We start from the raw sequence: 25,056 nt of genomic DNA on the forward strand, positions 1-25,056 counted from the left end.
GGGGAGCAGGGGAGCAGGGGAGCAGGGGAGCAGGGGAGCAGGGGAGCAGGGGAGCAGGGGAGCAGGGGAGCAGGGGAGCAGGGGAGCAAGAAAAGTACCTAACTCTCCAACTTAAAACTCAAAACTTTTACTCCCCTAACTCAAAACTCAAAACTCAAAACTTATCTTAACTCTGCCTTATGCTTTGATTGGGAAAATTAATCGGGTGGTTGAGGGGATGGTGATGAGGTTACTTTGTTTGAGTAATGGTCATGGGGAAGATGCGATCGCAGTCCGAATCTGCCAACATTTACAACAACTTCCATCTTCCCTGAAAATTGTCGCCCTGCCGATCGTCGGTGAAGGACAAGCTTACATAGAACGGGGAATTCCGATTGTTGCACCCACGCAAAAAATGCCATCCGGTGGTTTTGTCTATATGGATTGGCGACAGTTTTGGGGCGATGTTCGGGGTGGTTTACTAGAACTGCTGTGGCAGCAATTTCGAGCGGTGAAAGCTTTTGCTAAAGAAGGAGGGGCAATTATCGCTGTTGGTGATATTGTGCCGCTGTTTTTTGCTTGGTTGAGTGGCGCTCCTTATGTGTTTGTGGGTACGGCGAAATCGGAATATTATTTGCGAGAAGAGTTGAAGACTTTTCACAGTTTTAAACGTCGTTGGGAGGGTTGGTCTGGGTCGGTTTATTTGCCTTGGGAACGTTGGTTTATGAGTCAACCTCGCTGTAAGGCGGTGTTTCCTAGAGATAGTTTAACGGCTCAAGTTTTACAGCAATGGTCGATCCCGGCTTTTGACATGGGAAACCCGATGATGGATGATTTAGAGTCTTTAACTCCTGAATCAGCTTATTTATCGGGGGAAAAGGGTATTTTGCAGGGTCGATCGCTTTCTGTTTGTCTGCTTCCAGGTTCTCGGATTCCTGAAGCTTACGAAAATTGGCAAATAATTATTTCAGCGGTAGCGGGAATTGTGGAGACTTTTCGCGATCGCATGGTGTCGTTTCTGGCAGCGATCGCTCCTGGTTTAAGTTTAGACCCATTACAAGAAACTTTGGAAAGACAAGGCTGGCGATTGAAGTCTGCTCAATATTTGTCTGCCAAATTGCCAATTTCCGACTCTACAGCTTTAGTGTATTCTCAAGGGAAATATCAGTTAATTCTGACTCAGAAAGCTTTTGCTGATTGCTTGCAAGCTGCTGATTTTGCGATCGCAATGGCAGGAACAGCAACCGAACAATTTGTCGGTTTAGGTAAACCTGCAATTACAATTCCCGGAAAAGGCCCACAATTTACTTATGCCTTCGCGGAAGCGCAAAATCGGTTACTCGGCCCTTCGATATTATTAGTAGAAACACCAAAACTTGTAGCTCAAACCTTAAAGTATTTGCTTAACGATCCCGATCGTCTACAATTAATAGCCGCCAATGGTCTCCGTCGCATGGGTAAACCCGGTGCATCCCGCCGCATAGCTCAATGTTTAATAGAAAAATTAGGTTAGTTGTGCCCACTTCAGTGGGAATAGCACTAAAGTGCTGACAACAAACTTTTAAAGATGAAACTTCGGATATAATTCAATCTTTGCCAAAGCCATTTAAAATCAATCTCGGAGTTGAACTGAGATCTTACACCAAGAGGCAGAGCCTCTGTTTTTCGTTACCAGGTTGAACCTGATAACGAGACGAAAGGAGGTTCTACCTCCCCTACTGCTAGATCTCAGTTAATATCACACAACTGATGTCAATTCTGAGTTTAATTGTTTCTTCCGCCAACTTATGATCATCACTTCTTGGCTACTGAATTTTCCCCTATTGCCCTTAGCATTTGAATTTGCTTCTCCAGGGCCAATAATGATTAAAATAGGGCCATTGACTTTACGCTGGTACGGTTTATTAATTGCTTCAGCCGTTTTGATTGGAGTCGCACTTTCCAGTTACCTAGCCAAACGTCGTCACCTCAACTCAGAAATTGTCGGTGATTTAGCAATTTGGTTAGTGATTGGAGCAATTCCCTGCGCCAGACTTTATTATGTATTGTTTGAATGGCAACAATACGCTCAAAATCCAGCAGATATTTTGGCGATTTGGAAAGGTGGAATTGCCATTCACGGCGCAATTTTAGGAGGGTTAATCGCCGCTTTAATTTTTGCTAAAATTCGCCAAGTTCCCTTTTGGCAATTAGCAGATATTGTCGCACCTTCTTTAATTCTCGGTCAAGCTATTGGCAGATGGGGAAACTTTTTTAATTCTGAAGCTTTTGGTGCGCCAACCAATTTACCTTTAAAGTTATATATTCCCCCAGCACAACGTCCACCACAATACGCCAATTTTGACTACTTTCACCCTACTTTTCTCTATGAATCTGTTTGGAATTTGATGGTTTTTAGCATTTTAATCTTTCTGTTTTTTCGAGATTTACAAGGAAAACCTCGGTTAAAAGTGGGTACTGTATTTTTAACTTATCTGATATTTTATAGTATCGGTAGGTTTTGGATTGAGGGATTACGAACTGATAGTCTAATGTTAGGGCCGTTGCGAATCGCGCAAGTAGTTAGCTTAGTCGGAATTACTCTCGGTTTAGCTGGTTTGGCTTGGCTTTACTTGGTTAAACGTAATTTGCCTGATGTAGTTTCAGCTAATAGTAATATAGAATCAAATTCGGATAATTACTAAGCTGAATTTCGGTACGCTTCCTCTCACTTTTAAATTGCTGAATTTATCTTTACTCCCATGACTTATTGCCTTGGCATCATCACTAAATACGGGTTAGTTATGGCAGCTGACTCCCGTACTAATGCAGGAGTTGATTACATTTCTACTTACCAAAAGATTTTTGATTTTTCTCAGCCTGGGGAACGGACAATTCTATTATGTAACTCTGGTAATCTGTCAATTACTCAAGGTGTAATTACTTTGATTCGTAAAGATTTAAAAGCTAAGGAAGAATTAAATATTCATTCTTTGCCAACTATGTATGAAGTTGCTCGCTACATTGGCAACAAAATTCGGCAAATTCAAGAAATAGACCGCGATTGGCTACAAAAAGATAATATTGATTACAAATGTAGCTTTCTTTTGGGTGGTCAAATTAGAGGCGAAGATACAGAACTTTATCATATCTATAGTCAGGGTAATTTTATTCAAGCTACAGCCGAAACGCCATTTTTACAAATAGGAGAAACTAAGTACGGTAAACCTATTTTAGACCGGACTTTACATTTTGATACTCCTTTGGAAGCTTGCGCGAAATGTGCGTTGCTTTCGATTGATTCGACGATGAAATCAAATATTTCTGTTGGCCCGCCAATTAATATGATTATGTATGAAAAGGATAGTTTGGTAGTGGAGAAGAAATTACTGCTACGTTTAGGAGATCCTTACTTGGTGAAAATGCGTCAATGGTGGGAAGAGTCTTTAAGAAATGCTTTCGATCAAATGCCGAGTATTGAATGGGAGCATTATTTGCCAGAATCTCTAGAAAATGTAGAGATGGATTAATGTGCCGATCGCTCTTGAAAAATTAATCAAAAGAGCTAAAATCAACTCAGTTATACTTGGGAGCATCCTTCCCCAATGCCACGCAAAAAATCATCACCCAAAAGCAAAAAAACCTCGATCTCTGCTTCAGCACCAGCGACATTGGCGTTATCGGAACTCCATTTACAGGTTGATGCTTTAGAGCAAGATAATCAGAAGTTGATCAAACAGATTAAGAAAAAACGCACGGAATTGAATAATTTTGTTGACCAAATGCGATCGGTAGCTACGCAAATGTTTCATCGAACAGTTCCGATTATGAAAAAGCTAAACGATATCGATCGAGAAATTCATAAACTATTCGATGAAATTTTTCAGCGGAAGTTTGGCAAACAAAGTCAGCAAGATATTGAAGGAGTTTATCAAACACTTCAAAGGCAAGGATTAATCAGTCCCAAATCATCAGAATTTCAGGATATACCTGAATTAGATGAACTGTTTGCCGCAGCCAGAAAAGAAAAAGGAAATGATGATTCTTCTAATTTTTCTGATTTTTTTGCAGGTGACGAAAGGCAAGAAGAACAAATTTCCACTCCTGAAGTAGCTGTTAAGACAGAAGATTCTAAGAAAATCAGACAAACCTTTTTGAAATTAGCAGAAATCTTTCATCCTGATAAAGTGACAGATAGCGAAACGCAAATGCGTCACACGGAAATTATGAAAGAACTGAATAAAGCGTATCAAGAAGGAGATTTAGCTAAACTGCTAGAGATTGAACAACAACATTTAGCTGGCGAGGATATCGCTAATTTCTCGGAAGATGATTTAACAAGGAAATTCCAAATTTTAACTCAGCAAAATTCCTTGTTAAAAAAACAATATGACAATCTAAAACGGGAATTAAGATTAGCTAAAAATACGCCAGAGGGTTCATTAATTTCTGAATACCGACAGGCAACTAAAATGGGAATCGATCCTATAGAATTGCTGATGGAGGGAATGGAAGAAAAGGTAGAAATTATGGAAGAAATTAAGAATTTTGTAATGGAGTTTCGGGATAAGAAAATCACAATTAAAGAGTTTCTTAAAGGGCCAAGTTGCCTAGAGGAACTCAATCGGTCTATGCAAGAAAGAATGATAGAAGAATTGCTAGAAATGGGAATAATTGAGATTAAATTTTAGGCCAAAGTAAGTTTGTTGTACTCAATTCAGTGGGTGCAACAAACTTAATTGTGGTTGAATTGAATGGAGATTTTGGATGTCATGGAAAAGGGTGTTCCGGGTGGGGAAAAACTGCCGGAAATGGGTGCTGTGTAGCTAGGAAAGGCGCTGGAAACTAGGGGGATGTGGCGATCGCTAACTGCCAACCCAAGTGTCGGATCGTAACCTCGCCAACCTGCTCCCGGCAAGTAAACTTCTACCCAAGCGTGTAAATCTCTTTCTATTTGATCTAAGTCTCCTTCCTGATAACCACTCACGAACCTTGCAGCTAAACCAACAGCACGACAAACTTCCATAAATAAAACCGCAAAGTCTCGACAAGAACCAGATTTTTGTTGCCAAGTAATTCCTGCTGGTAAAGGATCACCTGTTTCTCGAATTACATATTGACAAGTTTCGTAAATTTGTTGATTCAATTTAGATAAAAACATCGTTGTTTGATGGGAACTAGCAACTAAAATCTCTTGTGCTAATTGGGTTGCTATTGGGTCGATATTTCCCAAATATTGTCTTTGCAAGTAAGGAGAAAGTTGCGTTAAAAGCGATGCTGAATAATCAATGGGTAACTTTAATGCGAAGGGTTCTAAAAGGTAATCAAAGGGATTTTCTCGGAAAGTCTCAACTTGCGAACTAACTTGAATTTTCAAATATTCTGTGGGTTCAGTAAACCAAATTTGCGATACCACATTGCCTTCTAAGTCGGAATTGTAGCAAATCCCTGTGCATTTTGGCTCCGTTTCTAAAGAAAATTCATGTATTTTTTGCTCGGCATCACTGCGGGGAATTAATCTAATTATGTGTGGTCTTAAAGTGACAGCTTGCTGATAATTGTAAGTGGTAGTATGGACAATGTAGTAAAGCATTTGGTTATTTTTAAAACTGTTGTTGTAATTCCGCAGTGCGGAATTTGGGAATTTCGGAACTCCTTTCATTAATTGGTTTGAGGGCAAAGAAGTTTTCAAAAATATCGTTGCCTACGCCATAAATTTGTTGCAATAGGTGACTGAGATATTCATGTAATCCGCTTTGAATTATATCTTCAATAGTGAGATAATCTAATTCAGAACGTAGGCGACCTAAAGAACGTTCGGCAGCATTTGTCCAATTACCTGAAGCAATTCCAGTGATGGCATGAAGCGATCGCTCTGCATGAATTATACAAAAACGGATCGATCGGGGAAACTCTCGGTCTAAAATTAAAAAATCTGCAATTCCAAACGGCGTAATTCGATGTTGATCCCGTTTCCGATACATCTCATAAGCACTCACAGATCTTAGTAAAGCTATCCACTGCAATTCATCCAAAGTACCACCTACATCTCTTACCGAAGGTAGTAACACAAAATATTTTACATCCAAAATTCGCGCCGTCTTATCTGCACGTTCTAACAATCTGCCAATTCTACCAAAATGCCATCCTTCATTATGGCTCATCGTCGCATCAGTCACTCCAGCAAATAAATGACTCGCCATTTTTACTTCCGAAAAAAACTTCTCAGGGTTAAAGGTTTTTTGCTGTTGATAAGCTTCTTGCACCATGAAGTAAAAAGAGTTGACTTGTTCCCACATTTCTGAAGAGATAATCTCCCGAATTGAACGAGCATTTTCTCTAGCTGCTCGTAAACAAGAAAGAATAGAATTAGGATATTCGCTATCAAATGTCAAAAATTGAATTACACTTTCTTCGGTAGCTGTGCCATATTTTTCCTTAAATGTTGGCAAATCTCCAGTAATTGTAATTAACGGTTCCCACTGTTGGGCAATACCTGCGGGAGAATCCAAAATTAATTTTAAGTTTACATCAATGAAACGGGCAATATTTTCTGCCCTTTCTACATAACGATTTAACCAGTAAATAGCATCAGCAACGCGACTTAACATAGTTTGGTAATTGGTAGTTGGGGGGGACTGGGGACTGGGGACTAGGGACTGGGGGAATTTAATTCACTCAAAACTCTCTCCCTAACTCAAAACTCAAAAGGGATTAACAGAGTACCCAAGTGTCTTTACTTCCGCCACCTTGGGAAGAATTTACTACTAAAGAGCCTTTTTTCAAAGCGACTCTAGTTAAACCACCGGGATGAACGTAGATGTCTTTTCCATATAAAATGTAGGGGCGTAAATCTACGTGACATCCGGTAAATTCTTTGTCTACAATTGTGGGAACTCTTGATAAGCAAATTGTGGGTTGGGCGATGTAATTTCGGGGATTTGCTTTGATTTTTTCGGCGAATTCTTGCCTTTGTTCTAGAGTGGATTGAGTTCCGATTAACATTCCATAACCGCCTGATTCGTTAGCAGCTTTGACGACTAAAGTCTCTAGATTTGCTAATACATGACTGAGGTCTTTTTCGCGCCAACAAAGATAGGTGGGAACGTTTTGTAAAATGGGGTCTTCGTGGAGATAATAATGAATCATTTCCGGTACGTAAGCGTAGATGACTTTATCATCAGCTACTCCAGTTCCTAGTGCATTTGCGATCGCCACTCTCCCCGCACGATAAACTTCCATTAATCCCGGTACACCTAAACTAGAATCTCGTCGAAAAGCTAAGGGATCGATAAAATCATCATCGATGCGCCGATACACCACATCAACTCTTTTTAAACCCTTAGTAGTTCGCATTTGTAAATAACCATCGACAACTACTAAATCCCTTCCTTCCACCAATTCTACACCCATTTGTTGCGCTAAAAAAGAATGCTCAAAATAGGCGGAATTGTAAGTCCCCGGAGTTAACACTACTACCATCGGATTTGGTAAACTTTCCGGTGCTAAATTCAACAAAGTATCTAACAAATGACTGGGGTAATCATCAACAGGTCTAATTCCCATTTTCTCGAAAACTTTGGGAAAAGCAGATTTCATTACCCGTCGATTTTCCAAAACATAAGAAATTCCCGAAGGACAGCGCAAATTATCTTCTAAAACATACCATTGTCCATCTTTATCTCTCACCAAATCCGTGCCAGTAATATGACACCAAATTCCTTGCGGTGGTTTTAATCCAAAACAAGGTTTTAAAAATCCTTTGGAAGTAGCAATTACTTCAGCAGGAATCACTCCATCATTAACAATTTTTTGCGCGTCGTAAATATCAGCAATAAAGCAATTAAGCGCATAAATGCGTTGCTTCAATCCCGCTTCTAAAACTTGCCATTCCTTAGCAGAAACAATCCGAGGAATTACATCAAAAGGAAAAATTCTTTCCGTACCTTGATTATCGCTATAAACATTAAATGTCGCTCCCAATTTCAACAAAGCTTGTTGGGCTACTTCTTGTCGTTGTAAAATCTCATCTGGTGGCAAAGAATTTATCCTTTCTATTAACGGAATCACCTCCGGGCGTGGTTGATTTTTGGTAATAAACAATTCATCGTAAAAATCCCCTGGTTCGTAATGCTCAAAATTCATAATCTATTCAGTACTTGCTTGTTAATTTTTAACTGTCTCAGCATCTTTGCGTCTTCTCCTTCCCAGTCCCCAATCCCCAGCCCCCTAATATATTCTTGCTGGTTTGTCCAACAATTCGTATATAAAGATACAATTTTGTTTAGGTTAATGTAACGTTTTGCTACTCTAAGGACATCTTGGCTAATCCACCCGCAAATGACTGACCATTTCAGCTTAAAGTCAGAAATGCCAAGAGTAGAGTATGTTAAATATGTCTTAGCTTTCTTGAACTGTTGTACCTTGCTGCTTTGGCAATTTAAGGATTTCTGGGAATGACACTGACACAAGTTTGGGGTGTACTATTAATTTTCGTCGTTTGTCCCTTGTTGGGGGGACTACCTTTAATTGCTTGGATTACTTACGCACTCACTGGACAGAATTTGGCGAGACTGGGTACAGGAAATATTGGGGTACAAGCAGCTTTTTATCACGGGGGAACTGTTGTTGGAGTTTTAGCAGTCCTTTCGGAAGCTTTTAAGGGAATTGTTGCGGTTTTGTTAGCACGGGCTTTTTTTGCACCGGAGATTTTTTCGCAAACATCAACAGGATTTTTTGGTTTTTGGCAGAAATTTTTTCAGGTATACCCATCAGAATGGGAGGTAATTGCTTTAATTGCTTTAGTATTAGGGCGTTATTGGATTGGCAAAGGTGCAGGAACTACTAATGTTGTTTGGGGTTTTGTGGTTCATGATTGGTTGGTGTCTTTTTTAGTGTTTGTTATTGGGGGAATTAGCTTTACAATTATCCGGGAAAGGAAAGCGGGGAAACTGGCTGTTTTAGTTTTACTGCCTTTGCTGGTAATTTTGTTATATCCCCAGGATAAACCGCGAATTATGGCAACGATCGCACTAGCTATAATTATCGGTTGGATCTATCAGAAACTCCCTGATGATTTAGACCTTCCTACTTCTGAGGGAAAACCGGAATCTCAAAAAATGTTTCGCTTTTTTCGAGGCGACCGATCGATGATTTCTTTAAATCAAAAACTGAATGCAGCAAAAGTTGGACAAAAAGCCGCCACTTTATCCCAATTAAAACGCTGGGGTTATGCGGTTCCTGATGGTTGGGTGTTGCTACCTGGAGACGATCCTGAAGTAATAGTTGATTCGCTGCAACCTAGTTTAGAAAAACCTTTAGTTGTGCGGTCTTCTGCTATTGGTGAAGATTCGGAAACTGCTTCAGCAGCAGGACAATATGAGACGATTTTAAATGTTAGCGATCGCACTACTCTAAGACAAGCAATTATTAGTTGTCAAACCTCTTACGATCGACCAAGTGCAATACAATATCGTTCAGACAGAAATTTGCCGGAAGCAGCAATGGCAGTGTTAATTCAAAAACAAATACGTGGTGCTTTTTCCGGTGTGGCTTTTAGTCGCGATCCGATCGCGCGATCGGGTAATGATATTATCGTCGAAGCTTTGCCTGGTAGTGCTTCTCAAGTAGTTTCAGGACAAATTACGCCAGAACAATATCGAGTGACAATTAGCGATTTAGCAACTGCACAAAACTCAGATTTATCATCGATTTCCGTCCAAGGAGAGGGAGATGTACCATTAGGATTAATTCGCCAAGTGGCAATTTTAGCTAGAGAATTAGAGAATCGTTATCACGGAATTCCCCAAGATATTGAATGGAGTTATGATGGCGATCGCTTATGGCTTTTGCAATCTCGTCCAATTACTACTTTATCCCCAATTTGGACAAGAAAAATTGCCGCAGAAGTGATTCCCGGATTGATTCGTCCGTTAACTTGGTCGATTAATCGTCCCCTAACTTGTGGCGTTTGGGGAGAAATTTTTACCATAGTTTTGGGTAATAGAGCTAAAGGTTTAGATTTTAACGAAACTGCTACTCTGCACTATTCTCGCGCTTATTTCAACGCTTCACTTTTGGGGCAAATTTTTCTCAGAATGGGTTTACCTCCTGAAAGTTTGGAGTTTCTGACTAGAGGGGCAAAATTTAGTAAACCGCCTTTAATTTCCACTCTGCGAAATGTGCCTGGTTTACTGAAATTATGGCAAAGGGAAAGAGCTTTAGAGGCGGATTTTGCAAGGGACGATCGCAAACACTTTACTCCTGGTTTAACTAAGCTAAAAAATCCCGAAACTTCTACCGATCCTGAATCTTTATTAAACCGCATAGATTTTATTCTGGCATTACAACGCAAAGCAACTTATTATAGTATCCTTGCTCCTCTGAGTTTCGCTCTTAGAAAAGCAATTCTTCGAGTACAAGATGCCAAATTAAATGCTGAAAAAACACCAGAAGTTGCTTCATTACGCAGTTTAACTGCACTCGCTATTGATGCGAAAAATGTATTAATTAATAGAGGCGTTATCCCAGAAGAAACATCCCAAATATTTGTGAATTTAATCAAAGATGAAGCAGGACAAAAAATTTTACAAAGACTCGAACAAATCTTAGAAGCTTACGGTTATTTAAGCGATGTCGCCACAGATATTGCGGTTCCAACTTGGAAAGAAGAACCCGATCATGTAAGAGAAATTTTTACCCAATTTATTATTAATCCACCGTCATCACTTTTACCAAAATATCGCAAACATCAAACTTGGCAAACAAAATTAGTCCAAAATCGGTTAAATTTAAAAGGCAGAGTTACAGAAGTATACAGTCAACTTTTAGCCGAATTAAGATGGAGTTTCTTGGATTTAGAAAAAATCTGGCTTGCATTGGGTTTACTGAAAGAACCAGGTGATATATTTTTCTTAGAATTGGCAGAAATTCGCCAAATTATTAACGATAAAGACCGAGAATTACTCAATCAATTAACTCAAATTATCGAGAAAAGACGATCGCAACTCTCCCAACATCAACAACTAGAAACAACACCATTTGTAGTATATGGAAATGAACCAGCTATCACTATTTTCAAAACAGCTTCCTTGCAACCAACAGAACTTTTACAAGGAATAGGTGCAAGTGCAGGACAAGCAGAAGGAAGAGTTAAAGTATTACGAAATTTGCAATCAGTACCGGAAATTAATCGTGAAACTATCCTCGTTGTGCCCTATACTGACTCTGGTTGGGCACCACTTTTAGCTAGAGCAGGTGGACTAATTGCTGAAGTCGGAGGACGTTTATCTCATGGTGCGATCGTCGCTCGTGAATATGGTATCCCAGCTATCATGGATATTCAAGACGCAACTCGTCTGTTGAAAGATGGTCAGCTAGTGCGAATTGACGGTCAACTCGGAACTGTGGAAATCTTATAAACTAGGTTTGAAACTTCTAATTAATCATGGCTAACGATAACATATCTTTGCAAGAATCTTTACCAGCACCTTCAGTAAGTGAGTCAAAAACAGAAACCGAATTAATCATAAAAGATCCAAATATTTTAAAGCAAGCATTATTAGAAAAAGTCAAAAGTCTGATGAATGTTCGCGGGGAAATTGCTTTACCCTGCGTTCCAGCAATGTTAGATGAATACTTACAATTAGTACAAAATTTGCTCAAAACATTAGGGCAAAACTTAAACGAAGAAAATTTCAATAATTTAAAAGAATTAATCACTAAAGGTTTAACCGAAGGATATAAACTCTCACCCCACGCACGTTTATTAGTCAGCTTTTTACCTGCGGAAGAAGCCAAAGGTTTGGCAAGTGGAGTGACAATTAACACAAAAGTTTTAGTAGAATCAGTTGCCGATAAGTATCAACAATGGCCCCAAATTCGCCAAGAACCTTTATTTGGTAGCCATCCTGATGCTAAAGTAATGAAAATTGCTGCCGAAATTGGTGAGCCAAAAACTACAACAATTTTAGATATTGGTGCGGGAACAGGTCGCAATACTATTCCTTTAGCGAAGTTAGGTTATCCAGTAGATGCGATCGAACTTACACCCGCATTTATCGAAAAATTAAATACAGAAATAAATAACCAAAATTTACCAGTAAAAGTAATTCAAGGAGATATTTTAGACCCGCTTTTAAGAATGAAAGTAGCACGTTATAAATTAGCGATCGCCTCAGAAGTATTATCCCACTTTCGTTACACCGAGCAAGTCCGCTTATTCCTTGCTAAAATGTGCGATACTTTGCGAAGTGGTGGATTACTTTTATTCAGCGCCTTTTTCGCAATTGATGATTATGAACCAGATAACTTTGTTAAAGAAATGTCCGAAGTCTCCTGGTCTTATATTATTACCAGAAAAGAACTACAAGCAGCAATGGAAGACTTACCATTAGAGCTAATTTCCGATGAATCAGTAATCGAATACGAACAAAAACACTTACCTCCAGAAGCATGGCCTCCCACCACTTGGTATGTTAACTGGGCAATGGGACGCGATTTATTTCCTATTAGTAAAAACCCACCAATGGAACTACGCTGGATACTTTTAAAAAGGATTTGAGAAAAGTGGGGAAAGCGCGAACATAGACTGCATATCCAAAACGGTTCGACAATGTACTAAAAAAAGCTGTAATTACTATGCCGTGATTCACAAAGTTGCGCGCAAAATAACTGAGCAATAATGTCCTTACGAGCCGATTCAACACATGAAATCCTGCCAATAAGCAGGCTTGTTACTAATTGCTATTTGATAGTCATAGGCCCTCTGTTTAGTCGCAGGCATTTTTCTGTTGAGATTATGACTAAACAACAAAACTTATGGCAACGTTATGCAATTCTGTTAGCAATAACAGACAACTACTTGTGGCTAGCACAGTCGGCGGCTTCATGGAGTTTAAGCACTTGTTTAGTTACGTTTGGAAAGTCTATCAAGTAGGTTAAGAGGGTGGGTTGTCAAATAAGGGTGTCTGTCTAGCAGGAAATTGGAGGGACTGGTGAGAGAGGGGTCCGACTATAAACGGTGGAGGTGCAGCAAGCTTTTAGTTTTTATTGTGCCTGTGCAGGCGATCTTGTTGAGCTAAATCTAAGAAAGATACTCTCACACATTGCATAAGTCTTCCAGCTTATTATCATTAGCCTCAATATATTTTGTTCTGGTATATCAATAATAGACTTCAGTTCCTAGCATTTACGATTCAGAAATTGGGAATGATTGATTGTATCAATCAATGCTGGGAAAAGGTTGGGAGCAAAGAATCATGTCGTACATGGCGTGAGCCTAGAACCCAGACTTTTTAAAAAGTTGGGTTATGACAAAAAAATCACCTGAAAACGGTGATTTAATGGCAAAAAGGTTTGATTGACTTGGCAAACTTTGCTAGATAAATTTATTAGGGATTGTAATTAGCATTGTAATTACGAGGACTGCGAGTGCCTACAGCTGCTCCACCCATTGCTGCTAGTAAACCTAACAAAGAACCAAATAAAAATGACCAACCAGCTTTAGCTGCATTACCTGCAATTTCACGAGTTTGTTGAGCGCTGACTCCGGGAACTTGATTAGGAACATTACCAGTGGTACGCGCTTGATTAATTACTTCTCCAGCGTTAGAAGCAGCAATTCCAAATGTACCTGCTACTCCATTTGCTATTAACCAAGAACCGATCGCTAGGGTTGCTGCCCAAAGAATTGCGCCGTTTAAAAGGGCTGTATTGCGATTCATTGGTCCGCTAGCACGGGCTGTCATCCAACCCCCTACAAATAAGCCAATTAATAAACTAATGATTGACCAAATACCAACGCCAACTCCTACATCTCCTGCGTTAGATCTGGGAGCTCCTGAGTTAGCTAAACTAGTTAAACCAATAGCAGCGCCTAAAGAGCTTAAGACTAATTGAGTTGCTAAAGCTATTAACAAACCAGAAATGATTGGACCCCATCTAACGCGATCGTGATAATCCATTACTCGATTTGTTACTACTGGTTCCACAACATCGGGTGGTCGATTTCCATAAGCCATAATTTATTCCTCCCTTCTTTTCTTTGTGATAGACTTTTAAGCCAAACAGTATGAACTAATTTAGTTACACATTAAGCTGATCCATGCTAAAGAATATCTATCAAGGGTAGGAATTGATTACTCTATCCAAAGAAGTAGGAAAGATAAGTTTATATTTACAAGAGTTTACTTAATAGTAATTGTAAATACAAGTTAGTAAACTCTTGATAATTAACAAAGTTAATTAAGAAAAATTAACTTTCAGCAAGTAGAATTTATCGCAGTTTAACGGCTGTACCGATCGCAGTAATCAACAGCAAAGACCCTTTTTGATCCACATTAATTGTACCCGTATCCACTTCTACACCAATCACCCCATTAGCACCCATACTTTGAGCGCGTCTTTGCAGTTCTGCGATCGCTTCCCGCTGACCTTTCTCAAAAATCTGCTCGTAACTGCCAGTACGCCCACCAACAATATCGCGAATTCCCGCAAAAAAATCACGTAAAGCATTAGTGCCATAAACTACTTCAGCCGTTACTATCCCTAAGTAAGCATCAATCTGAACACCTTGAATTACATCAGTTGTAGTAATAATCATTGCTTTACCTCTCAAGAGAAAAATGATATAATTAGCATTTATGGTAGTTGCCAAAATAAAAATTGATTCCTTCTCCAGGGTATCAAAATTACTCAATTTCTGATTCAATATTTTCAGGTGATGTCAATACTCTCACAATGGCAGAATCGCAGAAAAAATCTACTATGCAAAAGCAGAACTATGTGATAGTCAGTCTCTTGCTATTGGGAGGGTTAGCGGTAACAACACCGCAATTAGGACAAGCAACTGAAAACCCCCCAGTTCTAGATAATCAAAATTATGTAAAAAATGAAGTTGAACGGCTGTTGCGTGAAGCCCAATTGTTCCAACGGACAGGACTGATCGATCGCGCCTTAACCACATACCAACAAGCCGCCACATTAGATGATACAAATCCGAAAATTTATGCAGCAATAGCTTTTATTTTTGCTCAAAAGCGAAATTTTTACGAAGCGAGCGAATACTATCGTCGAGCAATAAAATTAGATAAGAAAAACCCACGATTATATTCAGCACTCGGATTTTGTCTGGGGAATTTAGGAGATAATAACGGTGCAGCCGAAGCTTACCGACGCGCTACTGAATTAGACAAAAATAATGTCAATGCTTTTATAGGATTAGCAACTATACTATTTCGTAAAAAAGATTTTTCAGGAGCAACATCAGCCTATCAACAAGTTATTGCTCTCGATCCCAGAAATTGGCAAGCTTATAGATCGATCGGAGTAATTCTAACAGAGCAAAATCGTTTACCAGAAGCCGTAGAAATTTTGCGGCGAGGTATTGCTTATACCCCCAATAATCCAAATTTGCAATTGAAATTAGGTTCTGTGTTATTGCAACAAGGCAATCAAAGAGAAGGATTAGCTGCATTACAAAGAGCAACTCAACTAGCAAAACGTGACCCTAATCTTCATTTAGAAATAGCCAATGTTTTCCGCAACAATCATCAATTGATGCCAGCTTTAGCTGCTTATCAGCGAGTGTTAACAATTCAACCTAGATCGGTAGAAGCACTTTCTGGAGTTGGCGGAATTTACTTACAACAAAAGAACCTTCCCGAAGCTATTACTGTTTATCGTCGCATCATAAGTTTAGACAAACAAAATGCCAATGCTTATTACCATTTGGGGGTGGCTTTCACTAGACAAAGAAAGATTAAAGAAGCGCTAACATTTTTTAAACAAGCCCGCAGTCTTTATTTAAACCAAGGCAGGAAAGAAAAAGTACAACTAGTTGAAGCTGTGATTAGGCAGTTACAGCCTTGAGAAGTAGAGGGGCAGGGGAGCAGGGGAGCAGGGGGGCAGGGGAGCAGGGGAGCAGGGGAGAGGGGGGGGGGGGCAGGGGGGCAGGGGAGAATAAAATTATCACCTTGTCCCCTTGTCACCTTGTCCCTTGTCCCCAGTCCCTTGCCTTTGATGCAAAATGTATTGTGCGATCGCTAAATCTACAGGTGTCGTCACCTTCAAATTCGTCTCTTCTCCCTGGACAATTCTTACAGGTAAGCGGCACTTTTCAAATAAAGCCGCATCATCGGTAACTACCCAACCTGATTTCAGTCCAGTTTCGTGGCATTGTTTTAACAGTTGAACCTCAAAACCTTGGGGTGTTTGGGCAGCCCAGAGATGGCTGCGATCGGGAGTATCTTTAATTAAACCAGTGCGATCGACAACTTTAATCGTATCCTTCACGGGCACAGCCGCAATCAAACCCTGACATTTTTGTAAAGCTTCCGCACATCTGTCCAACAAATCAGGCGTTGCCAAACATCTCGCCCCATCATGAATTAAAACATGATGAGCATTGTCGGGTAACGCTTGCAAACCGTTGTAAACTGACTCTTGGCGAGTTTTTCCCCCTTGGATGAATTGCACTGGCTTAGTCAAAGTCATTTCTTCGACTATTGCCTTTAAATCCGGCAAATCCTCCAATTGGCAAATTATCCCAATCCAGTTAATGTAGCGCGAGGCAGCGGCAGCTTGCAGAGTCCAAAAAATTAACGGTTTGCCTAACAACGTCAAGAGGAGTTTGTTTCGACTACTCCCCATCCGACGACCCATTCCGGCTGCTGGAATCAATAAATGCACGGTTTTCTCGATTTTTGCTTTACTTCTTACTATCTTCCACTAAAATGAGGTGCGGATAAGCCTATCTAAATAAATATGCGAATAGTAGCCCTTGTCCCTGGCGGGATTAGCGATCAAATACTGTTTTTCCCCACTCTTGACGACCTCAAACAAAATTACCCCAAAGCTGAAATTGATGTGGTCGTCCAACCTAAGTCAGTGGGTGCCTATCGAGTTTGTAAGTCGGTAAAAGATGTGTTTGCCTACGATTTTACAGACCGCAATAGTTTGGCAGATTGGGGCAATATCTTAGGTACGATCCGCGATCGCGAATATGATATCGCCATTTCTCTAAGTCAAACTTGGTTAACAGGTCTGTTACTCTGGTTGACTGGTATTTCTGAACGAATTGGCTTTCGTGGTCAAGGTCAACTCTTTTTCACTACTTCTGTTCCGAAAAAATCAGAACAATATGCGGCGGTAATGTACCACGATTTGCTACAAGGATTAAGCATTTCTTCTGCTTGTCCACCAGTAGAAATTAATGTACCAAAACAAGACATTCAATGGGCAGAAGCAGAACAGAAACGCTTGGGAATTTCTGATAGCGGTTATGTTTTAATTCAAGTCGATCAGGGTGAAAATTCTTACCCCTTGGAAAACTGGCGGCAAATTATTCAAGATTTTCAACAGCGTCAGCCTTCTTTGCCAGTGGTATTAATTTTAGATGCCAATAGCCAAGCTGCGATCGGTCAACTGTTACAATCTTTCCCAGATTTGAAGGTGAGTGCCCCAGAAGATTTGGGTAAACTGGCAGCCATGATTGCTGGGTCGAGTTTGTTGCTTTGTACTGACAGTGCAGCAATGCAATTAGGAGTAGCAGTACAAACTTACATCATCGCTCTATTTGGTGCTGCTGATGCCAAAAAAGTGTTACCAACTAGCGATCGCATTCTCGTCATTCAATCCCCAACTAGCAAAATAGCCGACATTTCACCAAATACTATTTTGGAAAAAGTTTGGGCAGGATAAACTAATTTGCGATCGGGGATTTTCCGTAAAGTTTTAAGTTTTTAATTTTGAGTTTTGAATTAATTAATAACTTAAAACTTAAAATTCAAAACTCATAACTCGCGTAGCGAAGGTTCGGTCGCACGCTATACAGACAAAACCTGCTTTCCCCAGGTTAGAAGTCCGCGTAGGCGGACTTTGTTTGTGTAGTCGCGCTTTTAACCGCCAAAATTTTCTCACATCCCCATGAACCAAAATTTCCCCTCCTCTCAACCAGCTGTTTTTATCGATCGCGATGGCGTACTAAATATCGAAGCAGGTTACATTCACCACGTTAACGATTTACATTTAATTCCCGGTGTCGCTAACGCAGTCCGTCGCTTAAACGATTTAGAAATTTTCTCTTGTTTAGTTTCTAATCAATCTGGCCCTGCTAGAGATTATTATCCAGTTAGTCACGTAGAAGCATTACATCAAAGATTGTGCCAACTATTGCAAGCCGAAGCAGGTGCTCATTTAAACGCTTTATATTATTGTCCCTACCTAAGTCCACCAGAAGGCGGAACCAATCCAGAATTTAGCCTTTGGAGTACCTGGCGCAAACCTAACACTGGAATGTTAGTAGCAGCAGCTTGGGAACACAACTTAGACCTGAGTCAAAGCTTTATGGTAGGCGACAAAGCAACCGATGTGGATATGGCGCATAACGCTGGTTGTTGTGGAATACTAGTTCAAACTGGTTTTGGTCGCAGCGTCTTAAGTGGCGCTTACCAACACCACACTCAACCGGATTACATTGCTACAGATTTAGCTGCTGCTGTTGCATGGATCTGCGAACAATTGGGTAAGTTATAAATATAAGTCCTAATTAAGCAATATTTCCATGAATACTACCACTGCCACCAATCCTCATAAAACTAGCCCTGTTGGTACTTGGACAATTACAGCAGCAAAAACGACAGATGAAACCCCCTATTTCGGTACAGTCCAAATACATCAGATGGGGGAAATTTATAGTATGTCTTGGTTAACTACTTTAGGTGATTATCCAGGTATTGCATTTTTTGAAAATGGCAATCTTTACGCAGCTTGTAGTGCCGATGCAGCATACGGAGTTAGCCTTTATCAGATCAATTCTGATGGCACTTTAGATGGGAAATGGGCTACTGGTTATTGTACTGGAATTGTGGAAACAGAAAAGGCTGTTGGTGGTACGCCTAATCAAGTTGCAGGTACTTATAATGTTCAGGGTACTTTCAAAAATACTAGTATTTACGAAGGTGTTCTTCAAGTTACTTCATTAGGGGAAATTTATCAGGTTTCTTGGTTGGTGGGACATGAGTATAAAGGTGTAGGTTTGCAAGTGAATGACCAATTAATTGTAGCTTGGGGTGAAGGTACTGTTTTTGGGTTACACTACCAAATTGAAGGCGATCGAGCTACTGGTAACTGGGCAATGCGTGAATCTACTACTTTAGGTACAGAAAGTTTATATCGGATTTGTTGAAATTAAATCAAAAAAGGCATCATCCATTTCGATTCCAAATGTTAATGCCATTGCTTTTAATTTGGATTTACTAGCTATACCTTGATTGTTTAACCAATCTGTTAAAACAAAGATTTTTTGGACAATAAAAAGTTCTAAAGCTTGGGGATTAAATTGAATTTCATGGCTGCGGGGATGGAATTCATGAGGAACTAGCATAGCAGTGTAACGTGCTAGTTCTCCATTTTTCCAGTTTAATAAAAAAGGTAGCCAAGGGTAAAGGGTATCTAAGCGAATAAACCACAATCTTACTTCGTCAATTTCGGAAAGTTCTCTAGGGTCTTCCTCTGGACGATCGTAATTAATTTGAAAGGTAAGTTGTTGTTCGGATGCAGCGATCGCGCCTGTTCGCACTATCTCTTCGATCGCCATTTTAGCGGGTGACAAGTCTAATTTATTTATCTGATCGGTGTTGATGGTAATAGCGATCGACATAACAATAATTCACCAGAAATATGACTCTAAAATTTATTATCTACCATTTACGATGCTCAATTATAACCTTTCTAAAACTTGTCATCTCTGGGGGTTAGGGGTTGGGGTTTCTTCCCTAAAACCTACCCCCAGTCCCCAGTCCCCAGTCCCCAGTCCCCAGTCCCCAAAATCAAGAACTCTGAGAATTAATCGTAAAATAAAAAGTCGTTCCTGCACCTAACTGCGACTCAACCCAAATTCTACCACCATGAAGTTCGACAATTTTTTGACAAATTGCTAGACCAATCCCAGTTCCAGAATACTCTTCAGAATCGTGCAACCGTTGAAAAATCTGGAAAATTCGTTCAAAAGATTGGCGATCGATCCCAATTCCATTATCCTTCACAGCAAATAAGTACTCATTTCCCCTCAATTCCACACTAATTTCAATTTTCGGTGGTTCTTCTCGACAGTACTTAATTGCATTATCAAGCAAATTTTGAAATAGTTGCACTAATTGAGAACTATCAGCTACTATCGTTGGTAAATTATCATAAACAATTGTTGCTTGATTTTTGTCGATGGTTGATTCTAAATTGCTGCAAACAATAGTTAATATATTATTCAAATCTACTGAACGAAAAGACTTTTGAGTGCGATCGACTTGGGCATACTCTAATAAATCTTCAATTAACTTTTGCATTCTTAAACAACCAGTGATTATATATTCAATAAATTGATTAGCTTGATTGTCGAGTTGATTTTTGCAGTGTTGTTCTAAAAGTTGTGCGTAAGTAGTAACAGTAGCTAAAGGTGCTTGCAGATCGTGAGAAGTAACATAAGCAAATTGTTCCAAATCAGCATTAGATTGCGCCAATTCTTGATTAGCTTTTTGCAAGGCTTGCTCTGCTTGTTGACGAATGATAATCTCTTGTTGTAGTAAGCTATTTTGCTCTTTTAGCTGTTTTTGTAATTTACGTAAACTTAAATGATTTTCAATTCTAGCCAACACTTCATCAACATGAAATGGCTTAGTAATGTAATCTAACGCTCCTAAACCAAAAGCTCTAACTTTATCTATTGTTTCATCTTTAGCACTAATAAAGATTACCGGAATTTCTCTAGTTTTTTCATCACTTTTTAGTTTTTCGCAAGTTTCATAACCATCCATTTCTGGCATCAAAATATCTAACAAAATTAAATCTGGTTGGCTGGATCTAGCGGCTTTAATTGCCATTTGTCCGCTAATTACTCCGCGAGGTTCATATCCACGTTCGCTTAACAAAGTGGATAACAGCCGTAAATTGTCCGGTTGATCGTCAACGAGTAAAATATATCCTTTATCCGTTGCTGTTTGATGGTCTTTCATTATAAATTTCTCAGTTAATTAAGTATTTTTGGTATTTCTACATCTATCTAAAATTAGCCACTGCAAAACCAGTAGAAACAGCTTTTCGTCAGCCTTTTGGTAGTAGTTTTTCTATCTTGGTGGACATCTAGATGACAATTAAGCTAAAGTGGAAATGAGTTTGTTTTAGTTGGGAAACGACCTAACCAAGCCAAGACAAGCAAGCAGAGTTGGCAATTGGCTCGTTATATTAGCATAAGTAAAGTAGAAGACATAGAGTAGATATGAGTGATTTACCCAATGAGGTAAGATCGGTAAATATGCAAAATCAAGCGACAGTAAAACCAGTTCGGTCTTTAGAAGATGCTCTAGACAAGTGTCAAGCAATGGGAATGCGCTTGAGTCGTCAGCGTCGCTTTATTTTAGAATTGCTTTGGCAAGAGCAAGAGCATTTGTCAGCCCGTGAGATTTACAATCGGTTGAACCAACAGGGCAAAGACATAGGTCATACTTCAGTTTATCAAAATTTAGAAGCTTTATCTGCCCAAGGAATTATCGAGTGTATTGAGCGATCGGACGGTCGTTTATATGGTAACATCAGCGATTCTCACAGTCATGTTAATTGTGTAGATACTAATCAGATTTTGGATGTTCATATTGAACTACCAGAAGAGATTATTAAATTGGTAGAAGCACAAACAGGCGTAAAAATCATTGATTATACGATTAACTTTTTTGGTTATCGTGAGGTTGAGTCTTCAGATTAATCGGGAACTAAGTTAACTGGGGATGGGTTTTTATTCTAAATACATTGTTTCATCGTTTTCTAAATCCATATCTTGGGGAATCATGGTGCGATCGCCGGAATCGTCAATTACTAGTAAAGTTGAGTCAGGCTGTGCTGGTTCAAAATTCACATTAGCATTAGTAGTGATGTTGCGTCGCACTCCTGTATCTAAGTTAGCTAAAGCTAGTTGACAGGCACGATATTGTTCAATAGAGAACAAAGCACCACTTTTTTCCGCTAAATCTTGAGTTTCTAGCTCCATTTTGGCATCAAAGACGCAAGCATTAGTTAAACTTGCCAAATTCAGATTTGCACCTAACAAATTTGCGCCTGTGAGATTTGCGCCTGTGAGATTTGCTGCCGAAAGATTTGCGCCACTGAGATTTGCACCTGTAAGATTTGCCCAAGATAAATTAGCTTCTTGTAAGTTAGCTTCGGATAAGTCTGCGCCGACTAATTCGGCAGCAAAAAAGTTAGCTTTCCAAAAGTTTGTTTCGGAGAGCATGGCTTTTTGCAGGCAAGCTCCAGATAGATTAAGTAACATTAAGTTATGGCGCGATCGCTCCCAAAATGCGATCGGAGATAATACCGAAGTCCTACCAATTAAAGCGAGTAATTGATCGGGATCGAACTCTTCAGGAATTTGGGGATCTCCACAAGGCCAAAATGGGACTTGTCCTTCTCTTTGACAGACAGATAATAAAAGAAATACATTCAGACCCACAGCCGCATCAATTTGTAGGACATTTAAAGTATTACCTAAAGATTGAAAATAAGCGCGAGCATTGTGAGCGATACCTTCATCTAACCAGCGACCGCGACTATAGGAACGGTAGAAATTATAAAGACGTTCTGTAAGTACTTGAAAAGAGAAAGCTTCGGGATTACGAGCTTCTTCTCGGCGTAAACGTTCCCCAATCAATTCTTCTATTTCGGTGCTGAGAATACCGAAACCTAATAGTTTGTAAAGATGTTGAGCGACGCTAACGGGTGAATTAATAGCATAAATAGTTTCTCCATAAGCATCGGCAACTTTTTGGGTCAACAATTTTAACTGTTGAGCGATCGCTTCTCCACAAAGATATTCACCTAATCTAGGATGGGAAAATTCCACCGAAATTTCTTCTGATTCGGAATCTGAATTTATCGCTAATTGCGAATTAAAATAGCGAAAATAAAAGGGCGGTAATCGATAATTAGGTAGTAAATAATTCGAGAAATTAGAATTATTTTCTCCTTCTAGATTTTCAGCAATTTTGGTTTTTAATTCCCCGGTTACTGGATGAGAGGAACGACCAGTTTGGAGCAAAGTTAAAGCACCTGTTTGCATTAGTTGACGCAGTTCTTCAGGCGTGCGACCTTGAAGTAAATTAGCGATCGCTTCTGGAGAACGATAACTACTAAACAAACTATCTCCAGCGTGGAGTACTCGCTCTCCTGGGGACATTCCATCGGGAGATTCACCTAATAACCAACGACAAAGGCGATCGTAAATTTCAAACCGTAATTGAGAAAGCCTACCCATTGGCAACAAACTTTCATCAATCCTGCTACTGCGATAGAGAATTGCTACTAAAAACAAATTTAAACGTTGATGTACTAATGTCGCAAAAACTTTGCTCTCCGGGCGAAACTGAAATACTCCATTTTGCTTTAAGAAACTAAAGAAAGATTGAGCTAATGATTTAGATTGCAATTTAGACCAACGCTTAAACCATTCTTTCAGCTGTTCTTGTTCTAAAGGACTAATTGCCACCCGTTCAAAAGAAACAGGCAAACTATGAGCTAAGTTGCTGAGAATTGAAGAGTGACAAGTAATAAAAATTTTGTGGCGAGAGCGTCCAGAAGCACTCGCAAATTGTTTTTGAAAATCCTGCACTTGGTCAAAAAATGCTGAAAATTGCCGTTCGATAGCAGGGGAAGTTGGTAACTCATCCAAGCCATCTAAAATTAATAAACAAGGGGGATTTTGTGGCGAAAGCCAACCATCAGCATTAGTAAACTTAGCTAAAGGAAAAGCGCTATCCAAAGTTTGCGCTAAATTTTTTCCTAAAGTAGCATCGCGCAATCGAATTAAAATTGGCATCCAAGAAGGATAAATTTCTTGAGCAATTTTTGCCGCCCAAATTTGACAGAAACTTGTTTTCCCCGTCCCACTTTCACCTTCAATAATGGCAACGCTATCTAAATTAGACAGCTGATTCATTGCCCAATCCATTAAATCAACAGTTGCGCCAGAATGAGCGGAAGGATTAAAATTATTTCTTCCTATGGCGTAGTGCAACTTAGTTTCTAATTCTGCGTCTACTGGTGTTGCTTTAGGATTAACAAAAATATCTTTTAGGGCAAAGAGTTCTCCTAATAAAGGTTCTGATAAAATTTTTAGCAGACTGGCTCGGTAGTTTTCTCGCTGGAGATCGATCGGGGCGGGAACAACTGGACTGACAGGAGGAATTGCCGAAAATGTATTATCTGGGGCGAGGAGTTCTAATTCTTCGCTGTCAGCAATAATACTGCTTTCAAAGGTATTCGATAAATTACCTAAACGGACAAATCTTTGTAATTGCGCCAAAGGTAAAGGGTTTTCGGCAATTACTGTGAGCAAATGTCCGGGAAGTGCGTGAATTAAACGTTGAGTGAGGAGTTTAGCGGGTGTTTCTTCTAATCCATTGCTGACAAACCAAGCGATCGCTAAATTATTCATTTGCTGTACCAAAAAAGACTCTCCAATTAAGGAAAGTGCTTGTTCCGCTTGGGTATCCGTCAATCTTCCCGGACGCAGAGTTTTAATTAAAGCTTGTAACTGAGGATCGGATAAAGTAGATAATCTGGTATTGTCTCCCGCTGCGGTAATGGGAACGCTGGCTCTGTCTAACCAAGGTCTTTTGAAGATATTTTCTTGCTCTAAAATTTTCTGAAAAGAGTTAATATAAGCAATTTGGAAAGCCAGCCATGTGCCCTCATTACGCTTGAGTGCGCGTTTGCGGCTCCAAATTCGCAGTAATTGAACGCTCAACGCAGAAATTGGCTCAATCTGTTGCCAAACAATAGTTAAGGGTTGTTCCAGAAGTTCTGTTAAAGGACTAATATCAAAAGGCGCGAGGCTTTTTACCTCCATATCCTGCACCATGCGAAAAGCAATACCTGCGGTTTGCGCTTCTGGAGTTTGCAGTTGAGAAAGTTCAATATTATGTTCTGTCAGCCAGTAACGAATGCTAAAGCTCATCCAACTCCTACGCCTACTCAGAAACTGTTGGCTATGGTTAACTTTATAGATGAGGTATCTTTTTCCAAGATAAAAGCTAACCATAGAACCATTTAAGA

At 39.7% G+C, this 25,056-nt stretch carries 20 protein-coding genes; 11 read left to right on the forward strand and 9 right to left on the reverse strand.

Annotated elements, in window-relative coordinates; genetic code table 11:
* Window positions 1-223: 223 nt before the first annotated feature.
* From ACE1CA_RS23845 to ACE1CA_RS23860, 4 genes are all read left to right on the forward strand, one after another.
* Window positions 224-1,492, forward strand: a complete 1,269-nt coding sequence (locus tag ACE1CA_RS23845; RefSeq protein WP_413276738.1) for a lipid-A-disaccharide synthase-related protein — start codon at window positions 224-226, stop codon at window positions 1,490-1,492.
* 274 nt (window positions 1,493-1,766) lie between these two features.
* Entirely contained in the window at window positions 1,767-2,663 is an 897-nt protein-coding gene (lgt, locus tag ACE1CA_RS23850; RefSeq protein ID WP_413276739.1) for a prolipoprotein diacylglyceryl transferase, read from the forward strand.
* 57 nt (window positions 2,664-2,720) lie between these two features.
* A complete protein-coding gene (locus tag ACE1CA_RS23855) occupies window positions 2,721-3,488 on the forward strand; it encodes a proteasome-type protease (protein ID WP_413276740.1) in 768 nt (255 codons plus the stop codon).
* 75 nt (window positions 3,489-3,563) lie between these two features.
* Window positions 3,564-4,649, forward strand: coding sequence for a J domain-containing protein (locus tag ACE1CA_RS23860; RefSeq protein ID WP_413276741.1), 1,086 nt, complete (start codon window positions 3,564-3,566; stop codon window positions 4,647-4,649).
* A 44-nt stretch (window positions 4,650-4,693) separates the two neighbouring features.
* Here the strand turns inward: ACE1CA_RS23860 and ACE1CA_RS23865 are convergent, their stop codons facing one another.
* From ACE1CA_RS23865 to ACE1CA_RS23875, 3 genes are all read right to left on the reverse strand, one after another.
* The gene (locus ACE1CA_RS23865) at window positions 4,694-5,551 is read right to left on the reverse strand and encodes a transglutaminase family protein (protein WP_413276742.1); all 858 of its coding nucleotides are present in this window, start codon (window positions 5,549-5,551) and stop codon (window positions 4,694-4,696) included.
* 10 nt (window positions 5,552-5,561) lie between these two features.
* Window positions 5,562-6,569, reverse strand: a complete 1,008-nt coding sequence (locus ACE1CA_RS23870) for an alpha-E domain-containing protein (protein WP_413276743.1) — start codon at window positions 6,567-6,569, stop codon at window positions 5,562-5,564.
* Window positions 6,570-6,672: 103 nt separating this feature from the next.
* Window positions 6,673-8,103 (reverse strand): circularly permuted type 2 ATP-grasp protein, encoded by a 1,431-nt coding sequence (locus tag ACE1CA_RS23875; RefSeq protein ID WP_413276744.1) that lies wholly within the window; start codon window positions 8,101-8,103, stop codon window positions 6,673-6,675.
* 311 nt (window positions 8,104-8,414) lie between these two features.
* Between ACE1CA_RS23875 and ACE1CA_RS23880 the strand changes: the two genes are divergently transcribed.
* Together ACE1CA_RS23880 and ACE1CA_RS23885 are read left to right on the forward strand one after the other, a co-directional pair.
* Complete coding sequence (locus ACE1CA_RS23880) at window positions 8,415-11,378, forward strand: glycerol-3-phosphate acyltransferase (protein ID WP_413276745.1); 2,964 nt, start codon at window positions 8,415-8,417, stop codon at window positions 11,376-11,378.
* 26 nt (window positions 11,379-11,404) lie between these two features.
* Window positions 11,405-12,520 (forward strand): class I SAM-dependent methyltransferase, encoded by a 1,116-nt coding sequence (locus ACE1CA_RS23885; RefSeq protein ID WP_413276746.1) that lies wholly within the window; start codon window positions 11,405-11,407, stop codon window positions 12,518-12,520.
* An 829-nt stretch (window positions 12,521-13,349) separates the two neighbouring features.
* On the opposite strand, the gene ACE1CA_RS23890 is transcribed toward ACE1CA_RS23885, so the two are convergent.
* A complete protein-coding gene (locus tag ACE1CA_RS23890) occupies window positions 13,350-13,979 on the reverse strand; it encodes a hypothetical protein (RefSeq protein ID WP_413276748.1) in 630 nt (209 codons plus the stop codon).
* Between the two features lie 254 nt (window positions 13,980-14,233).
* A complete protein-coding gene (locus tag ACE1CA_RS23895; RefSeq protein WP_413276749.1) occupies window positions 14,234-14,560 on the reverse strand; it encodes a YbjQ family protein in 327 nt (108 codons plus the stop codon).
* A gap of 164 nt (window positions 14,561-14,724) precedes the next feature.
* On the opposite strand from ACE1CA_RS23895, the gene ACE1CA_RS23900 reads away from it, so the two are divergent.
* Window positions 14,725-15,828 carry a tetratricopeptide repeat protein gene (locus ACE1CA_RS23900; protein ID WP_413276750.1) on the forward strand — a complete coding sequence of 368 codons (1,104 nt, stop codon included), beginning with the start codon at window positions 14,725-14,727 and terminating at the stop codon, window positions 15,826-15,828.
* Window positions 15,829-15,927: 99 nt separating this feature from the next.
* On the opposite strand, the gene ispD is transcribed toward ACE1CA_RS23900, so the two are convergent.
* Window positions 15,928-16,647: a 2-C-methyl-D-erythritol 4-phosphate cytidylyltransferase gene (ispD, locus tag ACE1CA_RS23905; protein WP_413280888.1), complete on the reverse strand. Its 720-nt coding sequence runs from the start codon at window positions 16,645-16,647 to the stop codon at window positions 15,928-15,930.
* 75 nt (window positions 16,648-16,722) lie between these two features.
* Here ispD and ACE1CA_RS23910 point away from each other — a divergent pair, with 75 nt between their 5' ends.
* The 3 genes from ACE1CA_RS23910 (at window position 16,723) to ACE1CA_RS23920 (ending at window position 19,144) form a co-directional block, all read left to right on the forward strand.
* Window positions 16,723-17,658 carry a glycosyltransferase family 9 protein gene (locus ACE1CA_RS23910; protein WP_413280887.1) on the forward strand — a complete coding sequence of 312 codons (936 nt, stop codon included), beginning with the start codon at window positions 16,723-16,725 and terminating at the stop codon, window positions 17,656-17,658.
* A 225-nt stretch (window positions 17,659-17,883) separates the two neighbouring features.
* Window positions 17,884-18,492, forward strand: a complete 609-nt coding sequence (locus ACE1CA_RS23915; protein ID WP_413280886.1) for a D-glycero-alpha-D-manno-heptose-1,7-bisphosphate 7-phosphatase — start codon at window positions 17,884-17,886, stop codon at window positions 18,490-18,492.
* Window positions 18,493-18,520: 28 nt separating this feature from the next.
* Window positions 18,521-19,144 (forward strand): hypothetical protein, encoded by a 624-nt coding sequence (locus ACE1CA_RS23920; RefSeq protein ID WP_413280885.1) that lies wholly within the window; start codon window positions 18,521-18,523, stop codon window positions 19,142-19,144.
* Here ACE1CA_RS23920 and ACE1CA_RS23925 read toward each other — a convergent pair.
* Complete coding sequence (locus ACE1CA_RS23925) at window positions 19,127-19,618, reverse strand: CRR6 family NdhI maturation factor (RefSeq protein ID WP_413280884.1); 492 nt, start codon at window positions 19,616-19,618, stop codon at window positions 19,127-19,129. The two genes, ACE1CA_RS23920 and ACE1CA_RS23925, sit on opposite strands and share 18 nt — an antisense overlap.
* A gap of 169 nt (window positions 19,619-19,787) precedes the next feature.
* A complete protein-coding gene (locus ACE1CA_RS23930) occupies window positions 19,788-20,966 on the reverse strand; it encodes an ATP-binding protein (RefSeq protein ID WP_413280883.1) in 1,179 nt (392 codons plus the stop codon).
* A 299-nt stretch (window positions 20,967-21,265) separates the two neighbouring features.
* Here ACE1CA_RS23930 and ACE1CA_RS23935 point away from each other — a divergent pair, with 299 nt between their 5' ends.
* Window positions 21,266-21,712 carry a Fur family transcriptional regulator gene (locus tag ACE1CA_RS23935; protein WP_459563704.1) on the forward strand — a complete coding sequence of 149 codons (447 nt, stop codon included), beginning with the start codon at window positions 21,266-21,268 and terminating at the stop codon, window positions 21,710-21,712.
* 30 nt (window positions 21,713-21,742) lie between these two features.
* On the opposite strand, the gene ACE1CA_RS23940 is transcribed toward ACE1CA_RS23935, so the two are convergent.
* Entirely contained in the window at window positions 21,743-24,958 is a 3,216-nt protein-coding gene (locus tag ACE1CA_RS23940; protein ID WP_413280881.1) for a pentapeptide repeat-containing protein, read from the reverse strand.
* Between the last annotated feature and the right edge of the window lie 98 nt (window positions 24,959-25,056).

The sequence above is a fragment of the Floridaenema evergladense BLCC-F167 genome (genome assembly GCF_041929205.2).
GTDB lineage: Bacteria > Cyanobacteriota > Cyanobacteriia > Cyanobacteriales > Aerosakkonemataceae > Floridanema > Floridanema evergladense.

Coding starts and splice junctions, on each gene's coding strand:
- ACE1CA_RS23895 (WP_413276749.1), bottom strand. CDS start 14,560: ATGATTATTACTACAACTGATGTAATTCAAGGTGTTCAGATTGATGCT.
- ACE1CA_RS23875 (WP_413276744.1), bottom strand. CDS start 8,103: ATGAATTTTGAGCATTACGAACCAGGGGATTTTTACGATGAATTGTTT.
- ACE1CA_RS23890 (WP_413276748.1), bottom strand. CDS start 13,979: ATGGCTTATGGAAATCGACCACCCGATGTTGTGGAACCAGTAGTAACA.
- ACE1CA_RS23900 (WP_413276750.1), top strand. CDS start 14,725: ATGCAAAAGCAGAACTATGTGATAGTCAGTCTCTTGCTATTGGGAGGG.
- ACE1CA_RS23910 (WP_413280887.1), top strand. CDS start 16,723: ATGCGAATAGTAGCCCTTGTCCCTGGCGGGATTAGCGATCAAATACTG.
- ACE1CA_RS23870 (WP_413276743.1), bottom strand. CDS start 6,569: ATGTTAAGTCGCGTTGCTGATGCTATTTACTGGTTAAATCGTTATGTA.
- ACE1CA_RS23930 (WP_413280883.1), bottom strand. CDS start 20,966: ATGAAAGACCATCAAACAGCAACGGATAAAGGATATATTTTACTCGTT.
- lgt (WP_413276739.1), top strand. CDS start 1,767: ATGATCATCACTTCTTGGCTACTGAATTTTCCCCTATTGCCCTTAGCA.
- ACE1CA_RS23885 (WP_413276746.1), top strand. CDS start 11,405: ATGGCTAACGATAACATATCTTTGCAAGAATCTTTACCAGCACCTTCA.
- ACE1CA_RS23935 (WP_459563704.1), top strand. CDS start 21,266: ATGCAAAATCAAGCGACAGTAAAACCAGTTCGGTCTTTAGAAGATGCT.
- ACE1CA_RS23915 (WP_413280886.1), top strand. CDS start 17,884: ATGAACCAAAATTTCCCCTCCTCTCAACCAGCTGTTTTTATCGATCGC.
- ACE1CA_RS23920 (WP_413280885.1), top strand. CDS start 18,521: ATGAATACTACCACTGCCACCAATCCTCATAAAACTAGCCCTGTTGGT.
- ACE1CA_RS23925 (WP_413280884.1), bottom strand. CDS start 19,618: ATGTCGATCGCTATTACCATCAACACCGATCAGATAAATAAATTAGAC.
- ACE1CA_RS23860 (WP_413276741.1), top strand. CDS start 3,564: ATGCCACGCAAAAAATCATCACCCAAAAGCAAAAAAACCTCGATCTCT.
- ACE1CA_RS23940 (WP_413280881.1), bottom strand. CDS start 24,958: ATGAGCTTTAGCATTCGTTACTGGCTGACAGAACATAATATTGAACTT.
- ACE1CA_RS23845 (WP_413276738.1), top strand. CDS start 224: ATGAGGTTACTTTGTTTGAGTAATGGTCATGGGGAAGATGCGATCGCA.
- ACE1CA_RS23855 (WP_413276740.1), top strand. CDS start 2,721: ATGACTTATTGCCTTGGCATCATCACTAAATACGGGTTAGTTATGGCA.
- ACE1CA_RS23865 (WP_413276742.1), bottom strand. CDS start 5,551: ATGCTTTACTACATTGTCCATACTACCACTTACAATTATCAGCAAGCT.
- ACE1CA_RS23880 (WP_413276745.1), top strand. CDS start 8,415: ATGACACTGACACAAGTTTGGGGTGTACTATTAATTTTCGTCGTTTGT.